Annotated in this window: 21 protein-coding genes and 3 pseudogenes; 15 read left to right on the plus strand and 9 right to left on the minus strand. The window is 59.5% G+C overall.

Annotation, left to right across the window (positions count from 1 at the left end; genetic code table 11):
• Window positions 1-244: 244 nt before the first annotated feature.
• On the plus strand, window positions 245-1,639 hold the full coding sequence (gene argH / locus ACA054_RS31100) for an argininosuccinate lyase (RefSeq protein WP_497687533.1): 1,395 nt from the start codon (window positions 245-247) through the stop codon (window positions 1,637-1,639).
• A gap of 161 nt (window positions 1,640-1,800) precedes the next feature.
• Here the strand turns inward: argH and ACA054_RS31105 are convergent, their stop codons facing one another.
• Window positions 1,801-2,460, minus strand: a complete 660-nt coding sequence (locus tag ACA054_RS31105) for a glutathione S-transferase family protein (protein WP_497687534.1) — start codon at window positions 2,458-2,460, stop codon at window positions 1,801-1,803.
• Between the two features lie 125 nt (window positions 2,461-2,585).
• Between ACA054_RS31105 and ACA054_RS31110 the strand changes: the two genes are divergently transcribed.
• From ACA054_RS31110 to ACA054_RS31120, 3 genes are all read left to right on the plus strand, one after another.
• Window positions 2,586-2,870 carry a hypothetical protein gene (locus ACA054_RS31110; protein WP_497687535.1) on the plus strand — a complete coding sequence of 95 codons (285 nt, stop codon included), beginning with the start codon at window positions 2,586-2,588 and terminating at the stop codon, window positions 2,868-2,870.
• Window positions 2,871-2,955: 85 nt separating this feature from the next.
• The gene (locus ACA054_RS31115) at window positions 2,956-3,201 is read left to right on the plus strand and encodes a TIGR02647 family protein (RefSeq protein WP_046818484.1); all 246 of its coding nucleotides are present in this window, start codon (window positions 2,956-2,958) and stop codon (window positions 3,199-3,201) included.
• A 194-nt stretch (window positions 3,202-3,395) separates the two neighbouring features.
• Entirely contained in the window at window positions 3,396-6,242 is a 2,847-nt protein-coding gene (locus tag ACA054_RS31120; protein ID WP_497687536.1) for a class I adenylate cyclase, read from the plus strand.
• A gap of 7 nt (window positions 6,243-6,249) precedes the next feature.
• Here the strand turns inward: ACA054_RS31120 and rnk are convergent, their stop codons facing one another.
• From rnk to cyaY, 3 genes are all read right to left on the minus strand, one after another.
• The gene (rnk, locus tag ACA054_RS31125) at window positions 6,250-6,660 is read right to left on the minus strand and encodes a nucleoside diphosphate kinase regulator (RefSeq protein WP_497687537.1); all 411 of its coding nucleotides are present in this window, start codon (window positions 6,658-6,660) and stop codon (window positions 6,250-6,252) included.
• Window positions 6,661-6,813: 153 nt separating this feature from the next.
• On the minus strand, window positions 6,814-7,041 hold the full coding sequence (locus ACA054_RS31130; RefSeq protein WP_497687538.1) for a DUF1289 domain-containing protein: 228 nt from the start codon (window positions 7,039-7,041) through the stop codon (window positions 6,814-6,816).
• Window positions 7,042-7,045: 4 nt separating this feature from the next.
• Window positions 7,046-7,378, minus strand: a complete 333-nt coding sequence (gene cyaY / locus ACA054_RS31135) for an iron donor protein CyaY (protein WP_008066387.1) — start codon at window positions 7,376-7,378, stop codon at window positions 7,046-7,048.
• A 296-nt stretch (window positions 7,379-7,674) separates the two neighbouring features.
• Here cyaY and lptM point away from each other — a divergent pair, with 296 nt between their 5' ends.
• The 7 genes and pseudogenes from lptM to ACA054_RS31170 all read left to right on the plus strand — a co-directional run.
• A complete protein-coding gene (lptM, locus tag ACA054_RS31140; RefSeq protein WP_137807209.1) occupies window positions 7,675-7,848 on the plus strand; it encodes an LPS translocon maturation chaperone LptM in 174 nt (57 codons plus the stop codon).
• A gap of 12 nt (window positions 7,849-7,860) precedes the next feature.
• A complete protein-coding gene (gene lysA / locus ACA054_RS31145; RefSeq protein ID WP_497687539.1) occupies window positions 7,861-9,108 on the plus strand; it encodes a diaminopimelate decarboxylase in 1,248 nt (415 codons plus the stop codon).
• A 4-nt stretch (window positions 9,109-9,112) separates the two neighbouring features.
• Window positions 9,113-9,943, plus strand: a complete 831-nt coding sequence (dapF, locus tag ACA054_RS31150; RefSeq protein WP_020799342.1) for a diaminopimelate epimerase — start codon at window positions 9,113-9,115, stop codon at window positions 9,941-9,943.
• Window positions 9,944-9,956: 13 nt separating this feature from the next.
• Window positions 9,957-10,682, plus strand: coding sequence for a DUF484 family protein (locus ACA054_RS31155; RefSeq protein WP_497687540.1), 726 nt, complete (start codon window positions 9,957-9,959; stop codon window positions 10,680-10,682).
• Between the two features lies 1 nt (window position 10,683).
• A complete protein-coding gene (gene xerC / locus ACA054_RS31160) occupies window positions 10,684-11,583 on the plus strand; it encodes a tyrosine recombinase XerC (RefSeq protein WP_497687541.1) in 900 nt (299 codons plus the stop codon).
• Window positions 11,580-12,290 carry an HAD family hydrolase gene (locus ACA054_RS31165; protein WP_497687542.1) on the plus strand — a complete coding sequence of 237 codons (711 nt, stop codon included), beginning with the start codon at window positions 11,580-11,582 and terminating at the stop codon, window positions 12,288-12,290. The genes xerC and ACA054_RS31165 overlap by 4 nt, the downstream gene beginning before the upstream one ends.
• Window positions 12,291-12,327: 37 nt before the next feature.
• A pseudogene (locus ACA054_RS31170) lies at window positions 12,328-12,414 on the plus strand (outer membrane lipoprotein carrier protein LolA); the annotation flags it as partial.
• 77 nt (window positions 12,415-12,491) lie between these two features.
• Here the strand turns inward: ACA054_RS31170 and sutA are convergent.
• The 4 genes from sutA to glnK all read right to left on the minus strand — a co-directional run bounded on the left by sutA (window position 12,492) and on the right by glnK (window position 15,269).
• Complete coding sequence (gene sutA, locus ACA054_RS31175) at window positions 12,492-12,815, minus strand: dormancy-specific transcriptional regulator SutA (RefSeq protein ID WP_497637131.1); 324 nt, start codon at window positions 12,813-12,815, stop codon at window positions 12,492-12,494.
• Between the two features lie 101 nt (window positions 12,816-12,916).
• Entirely contained in the window at window positions 12,917-13,342 is a 426-nt protein-coding gene (locus tag ACA054_RS31180; RefSeq protein ID WP_497687543.1) for a secondary thiamine-phosphate synthase enzyme YjbQ, read from the minus strand.
• 215 nt (window positions 13,343-13,557) lie between these two features.
• A complete protein-coding gene (locus ACA054_RS31185) occupies window positions 13,558-14,895 on the minus strand; it encodes an ammonium transporter (protein ID WP_497687544.1) in 1,338 nt (445 codons plus the stop codon).
• 35 nt (window positions 14,896-14,930) lie between these two features.
• Window positions 14,931-15,269 (minus strand): P-II family nitrogen regulator, encoded by a 339-nt coding sequence (glnK, locus tag ACA054_RS31190; protein ID WP_002555808.1) that lies wholly within the window; start codon window positions 15,267-15,269, stop codon window positions 14,931-14,933.
• A 422-nt stretch (window positions 15,270-15,691) separates the two neighbouring features.
• On the opposite strand from glnK, the gene ACA054_RS31195 reads away from it, so the two are divergent.
• Together ACA054_RS31195 and ACA054_RS31200 are read left to right on the plus strand one after the other, a co-directional pair.
• Window positions 15,692-15,952: an accessory factor UbiK family protein gene (locus ACA054_RS31195; protein ID WP_122841011.1), complete on the plus strand. Its 261-nt coding sequence runs from the start codon at window positions 15,692-15,694 to the stop codon at window positions 15,950-15,952.
• Window positions 15,953-16,334: 382 nt separating this feature from the next.
• A pseudogene (locus tag ACA054_RS31200) lies at window positions 16,335-16,778 on the plus strand (BRO-N domain-containing protein); the annotation flags it as partial.
• Window positions 16,779-16,789: 11 nt separating this feature from the next.
• On the opposite strand, the pseudogene ACA054_RS31205 reads toward ACA054_RS31200, so the two are convergent.
• A pseudogene (locus tag ACA054_RS31205) lies at window positions 16,790-17,052 on the minus strand (HigA family addiction module antitoxin).
• A gap of 192 nt (window positions 17,053-17,244) precedes the next feature.
• On the opposite strand from ACA054_RS31205, the gene ACA054_RS31210 reads away from it, so the two are divergent.
• Both ACA054_RS31210 and ACA054_RS31215 read left to right on the plus strand, forming a co-directional pair.
• A complete protein-coding gene (locus tag ACA054_RS31210; protein WP_497687545.1) occupies window positions 17,245-17,778 on the plus strand; it encodes a GNAT family N-acetyltransferase in 534 nt (177 codons plus the stop codon).
• Between the two features lie 36 nt (window positions 17,779-17,814).
• Window positions 17,815-17,985, plus strand: coding sequence for a hypothetical protein (locus ACA054_RS31215; protein ID WP_497687546.1), 171 nt, complete (start codon window positions 17,815-17,817; stop codon window positions 17,983-17,985).
• The last annotated feature ends 87 nt before the right edge of the window (window positions 17,986-18,072 follow it).

Here is an 18,072-nt window from a genome sequence, read left to right on the forward strand (position 1 = left end):
TATTGCTCAATTGAAAAATATCGTTGTACTAATAGGGAAAACTGTAGGAGCGAGCCTGCTCGCGATGAACCTGAGAGCGACGGGTTTATTCAGAAAGCACGCTTTATCGTTAACATCCATCGCGAGCAGGCTCGCTCCCACACAAGAAAACCAGTCGACCAGTGCCAGCGACAGGATTGGCAACCCTGTTATTATCCGCGGCAGCTTTCAACGCCATCTTTCTTCAGCCGATACGAGCGAATTCATGAGCACTGACAAGACCAATCAGTCCTGGGGCGGCCGCTTCAGTGAACCCGTCGACGCCTTCGTCGCCCGCTTCACCGCCTCCGTCACCTTCGACCAGCGCCTGTATCGCCACGACATCATGGGCTCGATCGCCCACGCCACCATGCTGGCCAAGGTCGGCGTGCTGACCGATGCCGAGCGCGACAGCATCACTGATGGCCTGAAGACCATCCAGGGTGAAATCGAGGCCGGCCAGTTCGACTGGCGCATCGATCTCGAAGACGTGCACATGAACATCGAGGCACGCCTGACCGACCGCATTGGCGTGACCGGTAAAAAGCTGCACACCGGCCGTAGCCGTAACGACCAGGTCGCCACCGACATCCGCCTGTGGCTGCGTGACGAAATCGACCTGATCCTGGGCGAAATCACCCGCCTGCAAAAAGGCTTGCTGGAGCAGGCCGAGCGCGAAGCGGGCGCTATCATGCCCGGCTTCACTCACCTGCAGACCGCACAGCCGGTGACCTTCGGGCACCACATGCTAGCCTGGTTCGAAATGCTCAGCCGCGACTACGAGCGCCTGGTCGACTGCCGCAAGCGCACCAACCGCATGCCATTGGGCAGCGCCGCACTGGCGGGCACCACCTACCCGATCGACCGCGAATACACCGCCCAGTTGCTGGGCTTCGATGCCGTGGGCGGTAACTCGCTGGACAACGTGTCCGATCGCGACTTCGCCATCGAGTTCTGCTCGGCCGCCAGCATCGCGATGATGCACTTGTCGCGCTTCTCCGAAGAGCTGGTGCTGTGGACCAGCGCGCAGTTCCAGTTCATCGATCTGCCGGACCGTTTCTGCACCGGTAGCTCGATCATGCCGCAAAAGAAAAACCCGGACGTGCCGGAGCTGGTGCGCGGCAAGACCGGACGTGTGTTCGGCGCGCTGATGGGTCTGCTGACCTTGATGAAAGGCCAGCCCCTGGCCTACAACAAGGACAACCAGGAAGACAAGGAACCGCTGTTCGACGCCGCCGACACCCTGCGCGACTCGCTGCGCGCCTTTGCCGACATGATCCCGGCGATCAAGCCCAAGCACGCGATGATGCGCGAAGCAGCCCTGCGCGGCTTCTCCACCGCCACCGACCTGGCCGACTACCTGGTGCGCCGCGGCCTGCCCTTCCGCGACTGCCATGAAATCGTCGGCCATGCCGTGAAATATGGTGTGGAAAGCGGCAAGGACCTGGCGGAAATGAGCCTGGAAGAACTGCGCAAGTTCAGCGACCAGATCGATCAGGACGTGTTTGCCGTGCTGACCCTGGAAGGTTCGGTCAATGCCCGTAACCACATCGGCGGTACCGCGCCAGCGCAGGTGAAAGCGGCCGTGGTTCGCGGTCAGGCATTGCTCGCCAGCCGCTAAAAGCTAAAAGCTAAAAGCTAAAAGCTAAAAGCTAAAAGCTAAAAGCTAAAAGCTAAAAGCTAAAAGCTAAAAGCTTCGCGAGCAGGCTCGCTCCCACAGGTTGCATGATTCCTGTGGGAGCGAGCCTGCTCGCGAAGACTTACTTCAAAACGCTACAAAACTCATTTCTTGGACGCGACCATCGCCATGAACGCTGGCATCGCCGCTTCCTTGTCCGCCGCAATCCGCTGCACGTTCGGATTGTCTCCCAGACGTTCCAGCAGCGCCTTGGCAGCTGGCAGCTCGGCCAACAGATCAACGTCAAACAGCTTTTTCGCCACTGCGCAGGCCAGCGGCACGCTGTACAGGAAATACAGATCCGCCACGCTCAGGTTTTCGCCCGCCACGTAGGGGCTGAATTTTCCGTGACGACCTAGCGCCGCAATACCCTGCAGTAGTTCGGTTTTGGTTTTTTCCTTGATCGCGTCCGGCACGGTCATGCCGAAAAATGCTTCGGCGTAGCAGGCCCGTCCCGGCAGTTCGATGTACAACTCGATCTCTTTGGCCAGCGCCAGCACCTGCGCCCGCTCGAACGGATCGCTCGACAGCAGCGACGTGCCTTTCTGGCTGTGTTCGATGTACTCGAGAATCACACTGGTTTCATTGATGAAACCCTGCTCTGTCTGCAGCACCGGGACTTTTCCGCGCGGGCTGATGGCCAGCGCTTCAGGGCTGGTGCCCGCGTAAAACGGCACTTCTTCGAACGGCAGTCCTTTCTCCAGCAGCGCCAGCTTGACCATGTTGTAGTAGTTGCTGACGGAAAAACCATAAAGCTTGAGCATCACATAGCCTCCAGGCCGTGCGGGGGTGGGCAGTGCCTGTTTATAGAACGCTCCAGGCTTTCTTGCCAGCAGCATCACGCTGCTGAATGCGGGTAAACTGGCGACCTTTCCTTGAGGAGCCTGCCATGAGCGAGCCAACCGATATCGATAACGACGAAGAAGAATTCACCGAAACCACGCTGATCGAAGCCATCGAGAACCAGATCGAAAGCGACAATCCGCCTGCCGCCAAGGCAACGTTCAACAAGCTGACCCTGGTGGGTTACGAACGTGACGAAATCCTCAACCTGATGGCCCACGTGCTGGCGGTGGAAATCGACGCGATCCTCGAAGAAGACCGCGCGTTCAATACCGAATGGTACGAAGCCGCCCTGCGGGCTCTGCCCGAGTTGCCGCCGGAAAAGAAATAACCCTGCCACGAACACTGGACATGCCGCGCGAGTGGGATCACCTTAGGGGCGCTGTCGCCCAATTCCTAGAAAGTCTGGAGTCCTTATGTCGCTTACCCCTGAGTTGGTTGCCGAACTGGAAGTCCTCGCACTCTTCAACCTGGACAGTTCCCAGGAAGGTTTGAAAATTCATCAGACCGCTGCCCCGAAACACATTGCCGCCGCCAAACGCCTGTTTGAGAAAGAACTGATCGACCAGCCTGACGGCGGTTATCTGACCAGCCTGGGTCGTGACGCCGCGCAAAATGTGCAAACCGTTCTGACTATTCTGAGCGTTCAGGAAACAGCCTGAATTCCATCGCATTGCCCACGGAAGCCCCGCCACGGGATTTCCGCGGGCACATCCAACTGCCTGACGTCGCCCTGCGATAGTAATCTGACGCCAGAAATACAAAATCAGCTTAAAAGTCCCGGGGCCGAGGCGCTAAACTGCCCCTCATCCCGAGAGCCTCCACGTCCGAGCCCTGCGAGCCGGTTTGAGCTGACATGACCCGCACCCATGAAATCCGCCCTGATCTGGACGAGGGAATTGACCGCAAGGTGCTCAGCCAACTGCGCGCACGCTTCCTCAAGCTTAACGAGGGGCGCATGGCGCGTGCCTTGGATGGGTTGTCGACGCGCCAGCAAGGGGTATTGAACCTCCTGCCGCTGTTCTTCCACGTCAATCATCCGCTGCTGCCGGGTTACGTTTCGGGCAAAACGCCGGCCGGGCTGTCGAATTTCGAACCGGATGCCAGCGTCCTCGCTGAAGCCCAGCGCCTGACCCGGTCCTTTTCCTATAAACCGCGCCACGGCAGCAATCCACCACGGCCGATTCACGGCCTGTTCCTGATGGGCAGCCTCGGCACCCTGGCCCAGGCTGACCAGAGCGATATGGACGTGTGGGTCTGTCACAGCCCGGATCTGAGCGAAACCGAACTCACCGAGTTGCGCAGGAAATGCCAATTGCTGGAAGCCTGGGCTGCCACCCAGGGCGCCGAGGCGCACTTCTTCCTGATCGATCCGGTCCGCTTCGTACGGGGCGAGCGCGACAGCCAGCTGAGTTCGGAAGACTGTGGCACCACCCAGCATTATCTGCTTCTGGACGAGTTTTATCGCACCGCGATCTGGCTGGCGGGGCGCACGCCGATCTGGTGGCTGGTACCGGTGTATGAGGAAGCCAACTATGACCAGTACACCCATACGTTGACATCCAAGCGCTTCATCCGCGCCGATGAAACCCTGGACCTGGGCCATCTGGCCCGTATTCCGCCCGGAGAATTCATCGGTGCCGGGCTCTGGCAGCTGTTCAAGGGCATAGAGTCGCCATACAAATCGGTGCTCAAACTCCTGCTGACCGAGGTGTACGCCAGCGAACACCCCAGAGTCCAATGCCTGAGCCTGCGCTTTAAACAGGCAGTGTTCGCCAACCGGCTCGACCTCGATGAGCTGGACCCGTATGTCGTGGTCTATCGGCGCATCGCCGAGTACCTCATCGCCCGCAACGAACCGGAGCGGCTGGAGCTGGTGCGCCGAGCGCTGTACCTGAAGGTCAATCGCAAACTCACCGGCAGCGGCGGGCGCACTCAGGGTTGGCAACGCTCGCTGCTTGAGCGCCTGGCCCACGAATGGAAATGGGACCATCGACAATTGGCCCTGCTCGACAGCCGCAGCCAGTGGAAAGTCCGCCAGGTCAGCTCGGAACGCCGGGCCCTGGTCAACGAACTGAATTTCAGCTATCGCTTCCTCACCCAGTTCGCCCGCCATGAACAAACCATCAGCCTGATCAACAAGCGCGACCTCAGCGTGCTGGGCCGACGCCTGTATGCGGCCTTCGAGCGCAAGGCGGACAAGGTCGAGTTCATCAACCCCGGCATCGCCCCGGACCTGGCCGAAGACACCCTGACGCTGGTGTACGCGCCGAACAGGAAAGAACCGGACCAAAGCCAGTGGGGCTTGTACAACGGCAGCCTGACAGTCCTCGAGTGGGAACATTTCGCCCCGATCAAACGCAGTCGCCATTTACTCGAACTGCTCGCCTGGTGCCACCGCAACAGCGTGATCGACAGCAGCACCCGCCTGGCTTTGCACCCGGGCAGCAGCGACCTGAGCGAATTCGAGCTGTTCAATCTGCTTGGCAGCCTGCAACAGAGCATTCCCCTGCCTCTGCCAACCGTCGCCGAAGAACCCCTGCTGCGCGCCAGTGTGCCCAGTGAGGTGCTGATCCTGGTAAACGTTGGCATCGATCCGCTCAAGCACCACCGCGAACTGAACATCCTGATGACCACCGAGCGCACCGACTCCTTGAGCTACGCAGGCGTGAGGGAAAACCTGGTGCTGACCCTGGATCAGGTCACGCGTAACAGCTGGAACGAAGTGCTGGTCAACCGCTACGACGGCCCCCACGCCCTGCTCGATTGCCTGCGCGACTATCTCAACGCCCTGCCCGACGGGCCGCAGCAGCCCAGATTGAGAGTGCGTTGCTTCTGTCACAACCGCGCGCAATTCATCGCGCAGCGCGTCGAAGACATCCTCGACACCGCGCAGAACCTGTTGCTGAGCAGACTCAATCATCGCTACCTGATCCAGGTCCAGCAGCATTACCACGTGCTGGAGCTGATACCCGGCCAGGTCAATCACATCGCGCTGGCCACCCTGCCGGCACTGCTCGACTACCTCGGTGAAGAACTGGCGAGCTACAGCCCGCTGCACCTGGACCCGATGGCATTGCAAGATCACGACCTGGCGCTGCTGCTGCCCATGGGTCGACCGGACTGCATCCAGGTGTTCTACCGAGTCAACGAAGCGCAGGCCGATCTGTACGTGCTCGATGAATTCAATGCCCTGTGGCAGCAGCGCCTGCCGTGGCATGACGAGCAAAGCCTGCTGGTGCCGCTGCAGCGTTTCCTGCAATCGATCCAGTACCGGCGCGACGCCGCGCTGCCGATGGACACGGCTCAGCCTGCGAACCTGGATACCCTGTACTACCAACTGCTGCCTTCAGGCACAGGCCGGGCGCGACGGATGGATGCCCGATCGGCACCGCAAACCAGGGCCAACAAATCCTTCTATGACGTACAGGCGATCGTCGGCAAAGCCGCACCGGGCAAGGTACAGGTCACGTTGTATTGCAATCAGCGGGAGTTTTCCGAGCTGGAACATGGCGCCCATCTGTTCAGCATGGTCGCTCGGGAAATCGTCGAACAACGCCGCGAGACTGAACGCTACCGCTGCTACATCACCGATCTGGACCTTTCAGGCCTGCTCGGTGATGGTCAGGGGTCAAGCAATCTGTATCTGCGCTACAAGGCCGACCTGGAGCGCGCATTGAACGAGGCGCTCGATCAGGTCTGAGAGGGCGTCACTCGGGGAAGTCGCCGCCATGGGCTGGCTGCGATTCGACTTCCAGCAGGGCCAGTTTCAGCGTCTTGCCACCCGGAGCCGGCCAGTCGATGTGCTGGCCGACTTTCAGGCCCAGCAACGCGCTGCCGACTGGCGCCAGAATCGAAATCTTGCCTTCATCGGCGTTGGCATCCTTCGGATACACCAGCGTCAAGTGATAGTCCTTGCCACTGCTCTCTTCACGGCAGTGCACACGGGAATTCATGGTCACGACATCGGCGGGCACTTCATCGTGGCCGACCACTGTATCGGCGCGATCCAGTTCGGTTTGCAGCGCGATAACGCCCGGCAGCGTGTCGTCCAGGCTGTCGATCAGACGCTCCAGACGCTGTACGTCCAGACGGGTAAGGGTGATGGAAGGTGCGGTCATGATCAGGGCAGACTCCTTTCTTCTGCACGAAAAAAGCAAAACCCCGCCAGAAAAAGGCGGGGTTTTCACAAGCCTCGATGGGTTGAGGCGTACCCGGACACTATCACAGCTCAAAAAATATACAAGCCGCCACCGGCGTACGGCTGCGTGCCACTACCGGTGATTGGCGGAGGTTTTGCGATGCGAGGCTTGGGTACAGATAATCCGGCGGCGTTCGTCATCCGCCGAGCGCCATTCGCGGATGTCTTCGACGTGGCGGAAACACCCGAGACAGACCTTCTGCTCATCCAGCCGACACACGCCGCTGCACGGTGAAGGGACTGCCGGGCTGACGTTACTGTAAAGCGGCTTTGGAGGGCGGGCGCTCGCTGGCTGGGTCACGACGTTACAGGCCTTCGAAATCGAGTTCGATGCCGGCCTGTTGCTTGACGATGCGCTCGAGCATTTCGCCCAGCTGCTCTTCGCTCTTGTCGCACATCCAGCGCTCGCTTTCTTCGTCGTAGTCGAAGTGAAAGCCGCCGGATACTGCCGCCAACCACAGCTGGCGCAAAGGTTCCTGGCGACTGAAGATCAACTGGCTGCCGCTTTCAAATTTGACGGTTAGCACACCGGCCGAGCTCTCCAGATCGATATCCAGGTCACTCTCGTCAAAAATATCCTCCAGCGTTTGCTGGGTGGCATCGACCAGATCGTGGAAACGGGCTTCGGACAAACTCATTACGGCAACCTCAAAAAGTGTCTGATCAGGCTCAAGCGCCGCAAGATACGGACGCTGCTTGCCGAATGCAAAGGATTACGAATTGTGGGAACGAGCCTGCTCGCGAAGAGGCCCGCACATACAACATCATAGCTGGCTGACCCACCGCTTTCGCGAGCAGGCTCGCTCCCACAGGAATTGCATGATACCGACCAACATCCTGCGAAGGCCCGCCGGACGGGAGCCCCGTCGCATAGGCAAGCTGCCGGGTGGCCGGTATACTCCGGCGCAATTACTGCATTTTCAAGGATTTCGCCATGAAGCGCCTGATCTCTTCCCTTGCTGCGCTCCTCGCGGTTGCCTGCCTTGTGTCGGCCTGCGGTCAAAAAGGCCCGCTGTACCTGCCCGATGAGGACCAGGACCCGGCAGAGCAGGCTCAGTCCTCGCAAAAGCAGCCGTCCAAATCGCACAAGCACGACGTCTACCAATAATAAGGGAACATCATGGACGCTTTTAACTACCGTGACGGTGAACTGTTCGCGGAAGGTGTTGCCCTGTCTGCTATCGCCGATCGCTTTGGTACACCGACCTACGTTTACTCGCGCGCGCACATCGAAGCCCAATACCTGGCTTATGCCGATGCCCTGGCCGGCATGCCGCACCTGGTTTGCTTTGCGGTCAAGGCCAACTCCAACCTGGGCGTACTGAATGTCCTGGCGCGTCTGGGCGCCGGTTTCGACATCGTTTCCCGTGGAGAACTGGAACGTGTACTGGCCGCTGGCGGCAGCGCCGACAAGATCGTTTTCTCCGGCGTCGGCAAGACCCGCGACGACATGCGTCGTGCGCTGGAAGTCGGCGTGCACTGCTTCAACGTCGAATCCACCGACGAGCTTGAACGCCTGCAAGTGGTGGCAGCCGAGCTCGGTGTTCGGGCGCCGATCTCGTTGCGCGTCAACCCGGACGTCGATGCCGGTACTCACCCGTACATCTCCACCGGTCTCAAAGAGAACAAGTTCGGCATCGCCATCGCCGACGCCGAAGACGTGTACGTGCGGGCCGCGCAATTGCCTAACCTGGAAGTGGTCGGCGTCGATTGCCATATTGGCTCGCAACTGACCACCCTGCCGCCGTTCATCGATGCCCTCGATCGCCTTCTGGGCCTGGTCGACCGCCTCGGCGATTGCGGCATCTACCTGCGCCACATCGACCTCGGTGGTGGCTTGGGTGTGCGTTATCGCGATGAAGAGCCGCCATTGGCCGCCGACTACATCAAGGCCGTGCGTGAGCGCCTCGACGGTCGTGACCTGGCACTGGTGTTCGAACCGGGCCGCTTCATCGTGGCCAACGCCGGCGTGCTGCTGACCCAGGTCGAGTACCTCAAGCACACCGAACACAAAGACTTCGCCATCGTCGACGCGGCCATGAACGACCTGATCCGCCCAGCGCTGTACCAGGCCTGGATGGATGTCACTGCTGTGCGCCCGCGCAATACCGCTGCTCGCCCCTACGACATCGTCGGCCCGATCTGCGAGACCGGCGACTTCCTGGCCAAGGAGCGTGAGCTTGCGCTGGAGGAGGGTGACCTGCTGGCCGTGCATTCGGCCGGTGCCTATGGGTTTGTCATGAGCTCCAACTACAACACCCGCGGCCGCGCCGCTGAAGTGTTGGTGGACGGTGATCAGGCATTTGAAGTGCGTCGCCGTGAGACGGTAGCCGAGTTGTTTGCTGGCGAAAGCCTGCTGCCGGAGTAAAACCATGCTGCTGCGTTTTACCAAGATGCACGGCCTGGGCAATGACTTCATGGTCCTCGACCTGGTCAGCCAACACGCGCATATTCTGCCCAAGCATGCCAAGCAATGGGGCGATCGACACACCGGCATCGGTTTCGACCAGTTGCTGATCGTCGAAGCGCCGAGCAACCCGGACGTGGACTTCCGCTATCGGATCTTCAACTCCGACGGCTCCGAAGTGGAACAGTGCGGCAACGGTGCACGCTGTTTCGCTCGCTTTGTGCTCGACAAGCGCCTGACCGCGAAACGGCAGATCCGTGTCGAAACCAAAAGCGGCATCATCGAACTCGATGTTCGCAGCGACGGCCAGATCAGTGTCAACATGGGTGCTCCGCGCCTGGTGCCGGCCGACATTCCGTTCCAGGCGCAAGAGCAGGCCTTGAACTATCAGGTCGACGTCGATGGCACGCCCGTCGAACTCGCCGCCGTGTCCATGGGCAACCCCCATGCCGTGGTGCGGGTCAGCGATATCAACAACGCACCGGTGCATGAACTGGGGCCGAAAATCGAGCATCACCCGCGCTTCCCGGCACGGGTCAATGTCGGTTTTCTCCAGGTCATCGACCGGAGCCGCGCGCAGTTGCGCGTCTGGGAACGCGGCGCCGGGGAAACCCAGGCCTGCGGTACCGGCGCCTGTGCCGCCGCAGTCGCCGCGATCAGCCAGGGGTGGATGGATTCGCCACTACTGATCGACCTGCCTGGCGGGCGTCTGTCCATTGAATGGGCAGGCCCTGGCCAACCGGTCATGATGACCGGCCCGGCAGTACGCGTTTATGAAGGACAAGTGCGTCTTTGAGTGAGCCACAGCCATGACCGATAAGCCTCAGGTGCCAGCCCTACAGCCCGACGAATCACCGTCCGAAAGCCTGGAGGCGGCGGCAATTGCCGCGTACCTGGAGGCTCATCCGGACTTCTTCGTCGAGCACGAAGACCTGCTTGCGTCCTTGCGCATCCCCCACCGGCGCGGTGATACCGTGTCGCTGGTGGAGCGGCAGATGACCATCCTGCGCGACCGCAACATAGAACTGCGTCATCGCCTCTCGCACCTGATGGATGTGGCCCGCGACAATGACCGCCTGTTCGACAAGACCCGCCGACTGATTCTCGCCCTGCTCGACGCTACCAGCCTCGAAGACGTGGTGATCTGCGTCGAAGACAGCCTGCGCCAGGACTTCCAGGTACCCTTCGTCAGCCTCATCCTGCTGGGCGACAACGCCATGCCGGTGGGCCGCTGGGTGACTCACGCCGAGGCACAAGTGGCCATTGGCGGCTTGCTGCTGGAAGACAAAAGCGTCAGCGGCAGCCTGCGCGAGCACGAACTGGATTTTCTGTTCGGTGAAGAACAGCGCAAGCAGATCGGTTCCACCGCCGTCGTTGCCATCAGCCATCAAGGCATCCACGGCATACTGGCCATCGCCAGCCGCGACCCGCAGCAGTACAAGAGCTCGGTGGGCACGCTGTTCCTGAGCTACATCGCCGAAGTCATGGGCCGCGTGCTGCCACGGTTCAACAGCTCCCTGCGCTCGGTACGCTGAAATGGAACGGCAACTGGACGCTTACTGCGAACACCTGCGCAGTGAGCGGCAGGTGTCGCCGCACACGCTATCGGCCTATCGCCGCGACCTCGACAAAGTGCTGGGCTGGTGCGTCAAACAGAACATCGGCAGCTGGGCCGCGCTGGACATCCAGCGCCTGCGCAGCCTGGTCGCCCGCCTGCATTCACAAGGCCAATCGTCCCGCAGCCTGGCACGGCTGCTGTCGGCAGTACGCGGCCTTTATCAGTACCTGAACCGCGAAGGCCTCTGCGACCACGACCCTGCTAATGGCCTGGCACCGCCCAAGGGCGAACGCCGTTTGCCGAAAACCCTCGACACCGACCGTGCGCTGCAACTGCTGGAAGGTGGCGTGGAAGACGACTTTCTAGCGCGCCGGGATCAGGCGATCCTCGAGCTGTTCTACTCCTCCGGGCTGCGCCTGTCGGAACTGACCGGGCTCAATCTCGATCAGCTGGATTTGGCGGACGGCATGGTCCAGGTGCACGGCAAGGGCAGCAAAACCCGCCTGTTGCCAGTCGGCAAAAAAGCTCGCGAGGCGCTGGAACAGTGGCTGCCACTGCGGGCCATGGCCAATCCGGCGGACGATGCGGTGTTTGTCAGCCAGCAAGGCCGGCGCCTGGGCCCGCGGGCGATCCAGTTGCGGGTCAAGGCTGCGGGCGAACGCGAGCTGGGGCAAAACCTGCACCCGCACATGTTGCGACATTCCTTCGCCAGCCACCTGCTGGAGTCCTCCCAGGACCTGCGGGCGGTGCAGGAACTGCTCGGCCACTCGGACATCAAGACCACCCAGATCTACACCCACCTGGATTTCCAGCACCTGGCAACCGTCTACGACAGCGCCCACCCACGGGCCAAACGCATTAAAGGCGACGATTCATGACTCTCCAACTGATCACTTTCGACCTCGATGACACCCTGTGGGACACCGCCCCGGTGATCGTCAGCGCCGAAGCCGTATTGCGTGAATGGCTGACTGAACATGCACCTGATTTGGGCGCGGTGCCGGTGGAGCATTTGTGGGCCATTCGCGAACGCATCCTGAGCATCGAGCCAAACCTCAAGCACCGCATCAGCGCCTTGCGTCGCCGCGTGTTGTTTCAGGCGCTGGAAGAAGCCGGGTACGCCCACGCCGAAGCGTCGGACCTGGCCGATCAGAGTTTCGAAGTGTTTCTGCATGCCCGGCATCAGCTGGAAATCTTCCCGGAGGTGCAACCGACCCTCCAGGCACTGGCCAACCATTACACCCTCGGCGTGGTCACCAACGGCAACGCCGATGTGCGCCGGTTGGGGCTGGCGGACTACTTCAAGTTTGCGTTGTGCGCCGAAGACATCGGCATCGCCAAACCCGATGCGCGCCTGTTTCATGAAGCGCTGCAGCGTGGTGGTGCAACCCCGGAGACGGCGGTGCATATCGGCGATCATCCGGGTGATGACATTGCCGGCGCACAACAGGCAGGACTGCGAGCGATCTGGTTCAACCCGGCGGGCAAAGCGTGGGAAGCCGAAAAGGCCCCGGATGCCGAAATCCGCAGTCTTACCGAGTTGCCGGCGTTGTTGGCGCGGTGGAATGACCTTCAACCATCTTGATCACACACAACCCCTGTAGGAGCCGAGCTTGCTCGCGATGGTCGTCAACGATAACGCTGGAAACCTGACGCCCCGCGGCGCTCTCAAGTTTTTCGCGAGCAGGCTCGCTCCTACAGTGAATTGTGCCAAGCCTGAATTTTTATTTCAGGCATGAAAAAGCCCGCAGCGACGGCGGGCTCTTTCAACAAGCGCGTAGCAGGCTCAGATAGGCCGGCTACCGTACTTGTTGTCAGGCTTCTTGGGAGGATCGGCGACCACATTGGCCTCCACTTCCTGCACCCTGCCACCACGAGCCAGGAACTCTTCCATGGCCTTGGCCAGGGCGTCACGCTCCTTGTTCTTGGCTTCGACACTCGGCAGTTCATCTACCGATACCGCTGCCTTGGCCTTGCCTTTGGCGGTCGGAACGGGGGCATCACCGCCGTCGTCTTCAGCGACGTCTTCCGCCGCTGCTTCCAGACCTTCTTCGGTTTCGTCGTCGTCGCCTACTTCGAGGTCGTCGTTTTCCAGATCATCGTCGCTCATGTTCTACCTCATGACTTGCGAAAAGCAGATTAGTTATAGCCCAGCTTTGCCTTCTGTCGAAGGCTGCCGGAAAAAAATCAACAGCCGCTGCTGACCAGCGGTTATGCCCCTTCACCGTGCACGGTGGCGAGGACTTTACGGGCACCGCCATGATCACGGTGCTCGCCCAGATAAACGCCTTGCCAGGTCCCTAACGCCAGTCGGCCCGCCGAAATCGGCAAACTGAGCTGACAGCCAAGCACGCTGGCCTTGAAGTGCGCCGGGAGGTCGTCCAGACCTTCGTCGTTATGCTCAAAGCCGTCTGTTCCTTGTGGGATCAGACGATTGAAAAATCGTTCGAAGTCGCGACGTACCGCCGGATCGGCGTTCTCGTTGATGGTCAACGACGCCGAGGTATGCTGTATCCACAAATGCAACAGACCGACCCGACACGCCTTGAGTTCAGGCAGGCCGGCGAGTAACTCGTCCGTTACCAGATGAAAGCCCCGGGGCCTCGCCCGAAGGGTTATCAGAGTCTGTTGCCACATACAGTTCTCCGCACGTCCGGGGCGCATTCTAGCGCGCTCTGGGAAAAAACAAAGGCCCTGATCATCCTTCATTCCTGTAAGCCTTCGACCGTACAAATACACTCGACGCAAACATCGTAAAACCTGTAGGAAAAAACCTTTCAGCTCGACCTTCAATGTCAAATTTCGGACAAAAAAATGCCCGGCAAGCCGGGCAAGTTTTTTCATGCGCGTGCTTACAAGTTGTAGCCGCGTTCGTTGTGAAGCGCCAGATCGATACCGACCGCTTCTTCTTCTTCGGTGATACGCAGGCCCATGACGGCGTCCAGGACCTTGAGGATGATGTAGGTGACGATCGCGGTGTAGATCACCGTGAAACCCACGCCCTTGAGCTGAATCCAGACCTGTGCACCGATATCGGTGACAGTGCCGAAACCACCCAGGGCCGGTGCAGCGAACACACCGGTAAGGATCGCGCCGAGAATACCGCCGATACCGTGCACGCCGAAGGCGTCCAGGGAGTCGTCATAGCCGAGTTTGCGTTTCAGGGTGGTAGCGCAGAAGAAGCACACCACGCCCGCTGCCAGACCGATCACCAGGGCACCCATCGGGCCCACGGTGCCAGCGGCAGGAGTGATCGCAACCAGACCAGCCACGACACCCGAAGCAATACCCAGTGCGCTTGGCTTGCCGTGGGTGACCCACTCGGCAAACATCCAGCCCAGGGCAGCGGCAGCGGTAGCGATTTGCGTAACCAGCATCGCCATACCGGCAGTGCCATTGGCCGCCGCAGCGGAACCGGCGTTGAAACCGAACCAGCCGACCCACAGCATGGCCGCGCCCATCAGCGTGTAACCGAGGTTGTGCGGCGCCATCGGGGTGGTCGGGAAGCCTTTACGCTTGCCCAACACCAGGCAGGCAATCAGACCGGCCACACCGGCATTGATGTGCACCACGGTGCCACCGGCGAAGTCCAGAACACCCCAGTCCCACATCAGGCCGCCGTTGCCGGACCAGACCATATGCGCAATCGGTGCATACACCAGGGTGAACCAGATGCCCATGAAGATCAGCATCGCGGAGAACTTCATGCGCTCGGCGAAGGCACCGACGATCAGCGCCGGGGTGATGATCGCGAACGTCATCTGGAAGGTGATGAACACCGCCTCAGGGAACAGAGCTGCCGGGCCGGTCAGGCTGGATGGCGTGACACCGGCGAGGAAGGCCTTGCCCATGCCACCGAAGAACGAGTTGAAGTTGACGACGCCCTGCTCCATGCCCGTGGTGTCGAACGCGATGCTGTAGCCATAAATGACCCACAGGACGCTGATCAGACCGGTAATGGCGAAGCACTGCATCATCACGGAAAGAATGTTTTTGGAGCGAACCATGCCGCCGTAGAACAGCGCGAGGCCGGGAATGGTCATGAACAGCACGAGGGCTGTCGAGGTCAACATCCAGGCGGTGTCGCCGGAGTTGAGGACTGGGGCCGCCACTTCGTCTGCCGCCATGGCCAGGCAGGGCATTACGAAGGACAACAGGGCTCCTAGCCCTGCGAATTTACGCAGAGTCATTTTGTTTTCTCCTGGGGCGTTGGGTTTGTGGCGGCTTAGATTGCGTCGGTATCGGTTTCGCCGGTACGGATGCGAATCGCCTGTTCCAGATTGACCACGAAGATCTTGCCGTCCCCGATCTTGCCGGTGTTGGCCGCCTTGGTTATCGCCTCGATAACCCGGTCGAGATCCTTGTCGTCAATGGCGACATCAATCTTCACCTTTGGCAGGAAATCGACCACGTACTCCGCGCCGCGATACAGCTCGGTGTGACCCTTCTGCCGACCGAAGCCTTTGACTTCAGTAACGGTAATGCCCTGCACGCCGATCTCGGACAACGACTCGCGCACGTCGTCCAACTTGAACGGCTTGATGATGGCAGTGACTAGCTTCATGAAAACTCTCTCCCGAATTTGGTGGACTTGCCCCAGGAAAACAAACCCGTCTCAAGTCTAAGCGCAGTGCCTGGCTTTGTAACGCATCGTCGGCCTTACCTGCCCATCCGACGCCAGCTAACCGCTCCTTGCGAAACACTCCCCCGCGTTTCGCCTGGCGCACTGCATTCGTCACAGCGACTGCATCAGTGCATGGGTCATCAGCATCTAAGCAGAAAGCTTGCCATCTCCACAAAACACTTTGATTTCAAGCCTTTGCCAACAGATCGCGACCACTTCACAACAACACCCAACGCGTTACGCACAATAACGGTGCGATGCCGTCCGTCCGCATGCGCGAAAAGCGTGCATCCCTTGCCCGCGGAATTGACTATAGACACTGCGTGATACACTGCCTGCCATTGCTACCAGGACATTCCCCCATGCTCGCGCCCAAAGACTTCCTAGACGCCCTGACAGGCACCGCCTCCCGCCTCTTCAGCGGCGACACTCCGCTGCCGAAAAGCGAAATCGAAAGCCAGTTCAAGGCGCTGTTGCAAAGCGGGTTCAGCAAGCTGGATCTGGTTAGCCGGGAAGAGTTCGATAGCCAGATGGTTGTGTTGGCGCGTACCCGCGCCCGCCTCGAAAGCCTCGAAGCGAAAGTGGCGGAGATGGAAGCGAAGCTGAACCCACCAACCGAATAACACCGCGGTCCCTGTGGGAGGGGGCTTGCCCGCGATTGAAGGTCGGCACGACCTTCAGCTTCACCTGTAGGAGCTGCCGCAGGTTGCGATCTTTTGATCTTCAGCCCCGCAAAAATCCCGGCAACGTCCTACAAAGTTCTCATCCGCCGTCTGATTGCGCCGCGATGCTCCGGTTCCTAAGCTCACCCCCAGCTGAATGTTCAGCACTGGGTTTGGCGACCTGGATAGCATCCGACGCACCGCGACCACATTCGAACCGGAGGAGCTCTCTCCATCTCGAATTATGGCGGCTCTGTGTGGGAGACCTTCGGGTCTGCCGGTTTTTTCCGGATGCACCGGTTCGCCAACCCGCGCATAGCTGCCACCCTTTTTCGTTTGGTGACGTCCTTGGTTCAGCGCCCGCGACCTGGGCCGATTACTACGCATCTACCTCAATGACCGCCAACTCCGAAAACTCGATCCCGACCAACACCAAGCCGTAAAAATGCTTGTCTACGGCAACATCGAAAACACCCTGCTGGTCAGCGAATCCGGTGTCTACGCCCTCCTTGTCTACCACTACTGCCACGAATACCGAGCGTTACGTGAATGGCTCACCCACGAAGTCGTCCCCGCCCTGCGAGATGCCCAACACCCCGCCACAACCGTACGCCCGCAACTGAGCCTGCTCAACTGGCCAGAAATTTCATTGAGCTTGCTGCATTGGAACAACCAGCCGTGGATTCGGTTGCAGGATGTGCCGTAGATGGTGACGGAGCGGGAGCGGACAAGACGTCCGGCGACCCCGTGGTGGAAGCGGGCTTCACGAGTCTTGCAGTTGCTTTGAATACTTAACGTTCAACCACGCTCGATCTGGGCTAAACGCAAATCATAGGTCGATTGCAGATTCAGCCAGAGCTCGGGTGTGGTGTCAGGTGGATGGATAGCTTCTTCGCCAGACCAGCACCAACACCGCTCTGCTGACTAACAACCTCGCTTACTTCAGCCTCAGGCTCGTTCAGCCAGCTGGCCAACGCTGAGGTTGAAATGCCCAGCGGCTTCAAAAACTCCTCGCTAAGAATTTCACCAGGATGAATCGGGCGCATTCCATTCCTGTTCATTCACGTTACCTACGTCTGAATTCAACGAGATCATAACCAGCAACCTTCAGCCAGCAAGACCTGCCACACTCTTTCACCGACGTCCTTCAACTATCTCGGCACGGTCCTACAAAACGCAGCTCTCCCGCCTGATTTATCAGTCCCCACCCTTTTCTTTACGCTTTTCGCCTTGTTATTCGATAGACGCTAGCAATGAGAAGAAAAGGAAAAGGCACCGAACTTCGAAACCAGACTTACAAATCAAATGCACGAATGCTCGCATGTAAAATTTTCATCGAAGACTGTAAATCTCGGACTAGGAAACTCAACACCGAGGCCGTTAGGTTCGACCCAATAACTCCCGCTGCGATAGCTGCCTGTCACCCGTGGATAGAAGCCGCACTCTACCCGTGGGAAAACGTGCCGGATTGGAAGTGCAAAGATGCCAAGGGACTGGATTTGGCCATCTGGTACGAAGAGAAACTATGCGGCCTGTGTTATGCCACTCCGCGTAAAAGCACTATTTGCATAAAGATCGTTCTTTTGCAGGGCCACCCAGACAGGTCTCATCCTCTTCGTGGCTTGATCGCCCCGATGGCGCTGCTGGCTACAGATACCTATGCACGAATGCTGGGGTGCAATGAAATAGAGATTCAGGATCCTGACCCAAATGTCGTCCCCTATTACCAGAAACTCGGATTCAGCTTCGACCCGACCAATCGACTTGTCATTTACCTGGACGATTAATAGTATCGATCTCACTCCCAGGCACAGGAGGTGTCCATGATTCACAAAAAGCGAAAAGCCAAGCTGTTACTCATCGTTCAATATCATGCTGAAGCGCTTCGGCTGGCTGGCAATATCTCAGCCAATCAACAACGATTCCTCGATGTCGCTGCCATTCACGGCAAAGACCTTGAACCTCCGGGCCTGCTTGCCGGCAAAAGAGCCTGAACCTGCCTACCAAAGAACCGCCTCTGAAAGGCGGTCTTTTTGTCTGCCAGCACGCTCCATGATGACTCGCAACATCCTGCGAAAATT

This window comes from Pseudomonas sp. LBUM1653, assembly GCF_059716115.1.

What these genes read in the sequence shown, in the direction of transcription:
- xerC (WP_497687541.1), top strand. Translation starts at nt 10,684, where the DNA reads ATGGAACGGCAACTGGACGCTTACTGCGAACACCTGCGCAGTGAGCGG.
- ACA054_RS31210 (WP_497687545.1), top strand. Translation starts at nt 17,245, where the DNA reads ATGAGAAGAAAAGGAAAAGGCACCGAACTTCGAAACCAGACTTACAAA.
- ACA054_RS31105 (WP_497687534.1), bottom strand. Translation starts at nt 2,460, where the DNA reads ATGCTCAAGCTTTATGGTTTTTCCGTCAGCAACTACTACAACATGGTC.
- ACA054_RS31180 (WP_497687543.1), bottom strand. Translation starts at nt 13,342, where the DNA reads ATGTGGCAACAGACTCTGATAACCCTTCGGGCGAGGCCCCGGGGCTTT.
- ACA054_RS31215 (WP_497687546.1), top strand. Translation starts at nt 17,815, where the DNA reads ATGATTCACAAAAAGCGAAAAGCCAAGCTGTTACTCATCGTTCAATAT.
- dapF (WP_020799342.1), top strand. Translation starts at nt 9,113, where the DNA reads ATGCTGCTGCGTTTTACCAAGATGCACGGCCTGGGCAATGACTTCATG.
- ACA054_RS31185 (WP_497687544.1), bottom strand. Translation starts at nt 14,895, where the DNA reads ATGACTCTGCGTAAATTCGCAGGGCTAGGAGCCCTGTTGTCCTTCGTA.
- ACA054_RS31110 (WP_497687535.1), top strand. Translation starts at nt 2,586, where the DNA reads ATGAGCGAGCCAACCGATATCGATAACGACGAAGAAGAATTCACCGAA.
- cyaY (WP_008066387.1), bottom strand. Translation starts at nt 7,378, where the DNA reads ATGAGTTTGTCCGAAGCCCGTTTCCACGATCTGGTCGATGCCACCCAG.
- ACA054_RS31115 (WP_046818484.1), top strand. Translation starts at nt 2,956, where the DNA reads ATGTCGCTTACCCCTGAGTTGGTTGCCGAACTGGAAGTCCTCGCACTC.
- sutA (WP_497637131.1), bottom strand. Translation starts at nt 12,815, where the DNA reads ATGAGCGACGATGATCTGGAAAACGACGACCTCGAAGTAGGCGACGAC.
- lptM (WP_137807209.1), top strand. Translation starts at nt 7,675, where the DNA reads ATGAAGCGCCTGATCTCTTCCCTTGCTGCGCTCCTCGCGGTTGCCTGC.
- ACA054_RS31155 (WP_497687540.1), top strand. Translation starts at nt 9,957, where the DNA reads ATGACCGATAAGCCTCAGGTGCCAGCCCTACAGCCCGACGAATCACCG.
- ACA054_RS31120 (WP_497687536.1), top strand. Translation starts at nt 3,396, where the DNA reads ATGACCCGCACCCATGAAATCCGCCCTGATCTGGACGAGGGAATTGAC.
- argH (WP_497687533.1), top strand. Translation starts at nt 245, where the DNA reads ATGAGCACTGACAAGACCAATCAGTCCTGGGGCGGCCGCTTCAGTGAA.
- rnk (WP_497687537.1), bottom strand. Translation starts at nt 6,660, where the DNA reads ATGACCGCACCTTCCATCACCCTTACCCGTCTGGACGTACAGCGTCTG.
- ACA054_RS31165 (WP_497687542.1), top strand. Translation starts at nt 11,580, where the DNA reads ATGACTCTCCAACTGATCACTTTCGACCTCGATGACACCCTGTGGGAC.
- lysA (WP_497687539.1), top strand. Translation starts at nt 7,861, where the DNA reads ATGGACGCTTTTAACTACCGTGACGGTGAACTGTTCGCGGAAGGTGTT.
- ACA054_RS31195 (WP_122841011.1), top strand. Translation starts at nt 15,692, where the DNA reads ATGCTCGCGCCCAAAGACTTCCTAGACGCCCTGACAGGCACCGCCTCC.
- glnK (WP_002555808.1), bottom strand. Translation starts at nt 15,269, where the DNA reads ATGAAGCTAGTCACTGCCATCATCAAGCCGTTCAAGTTGGACGACGTG.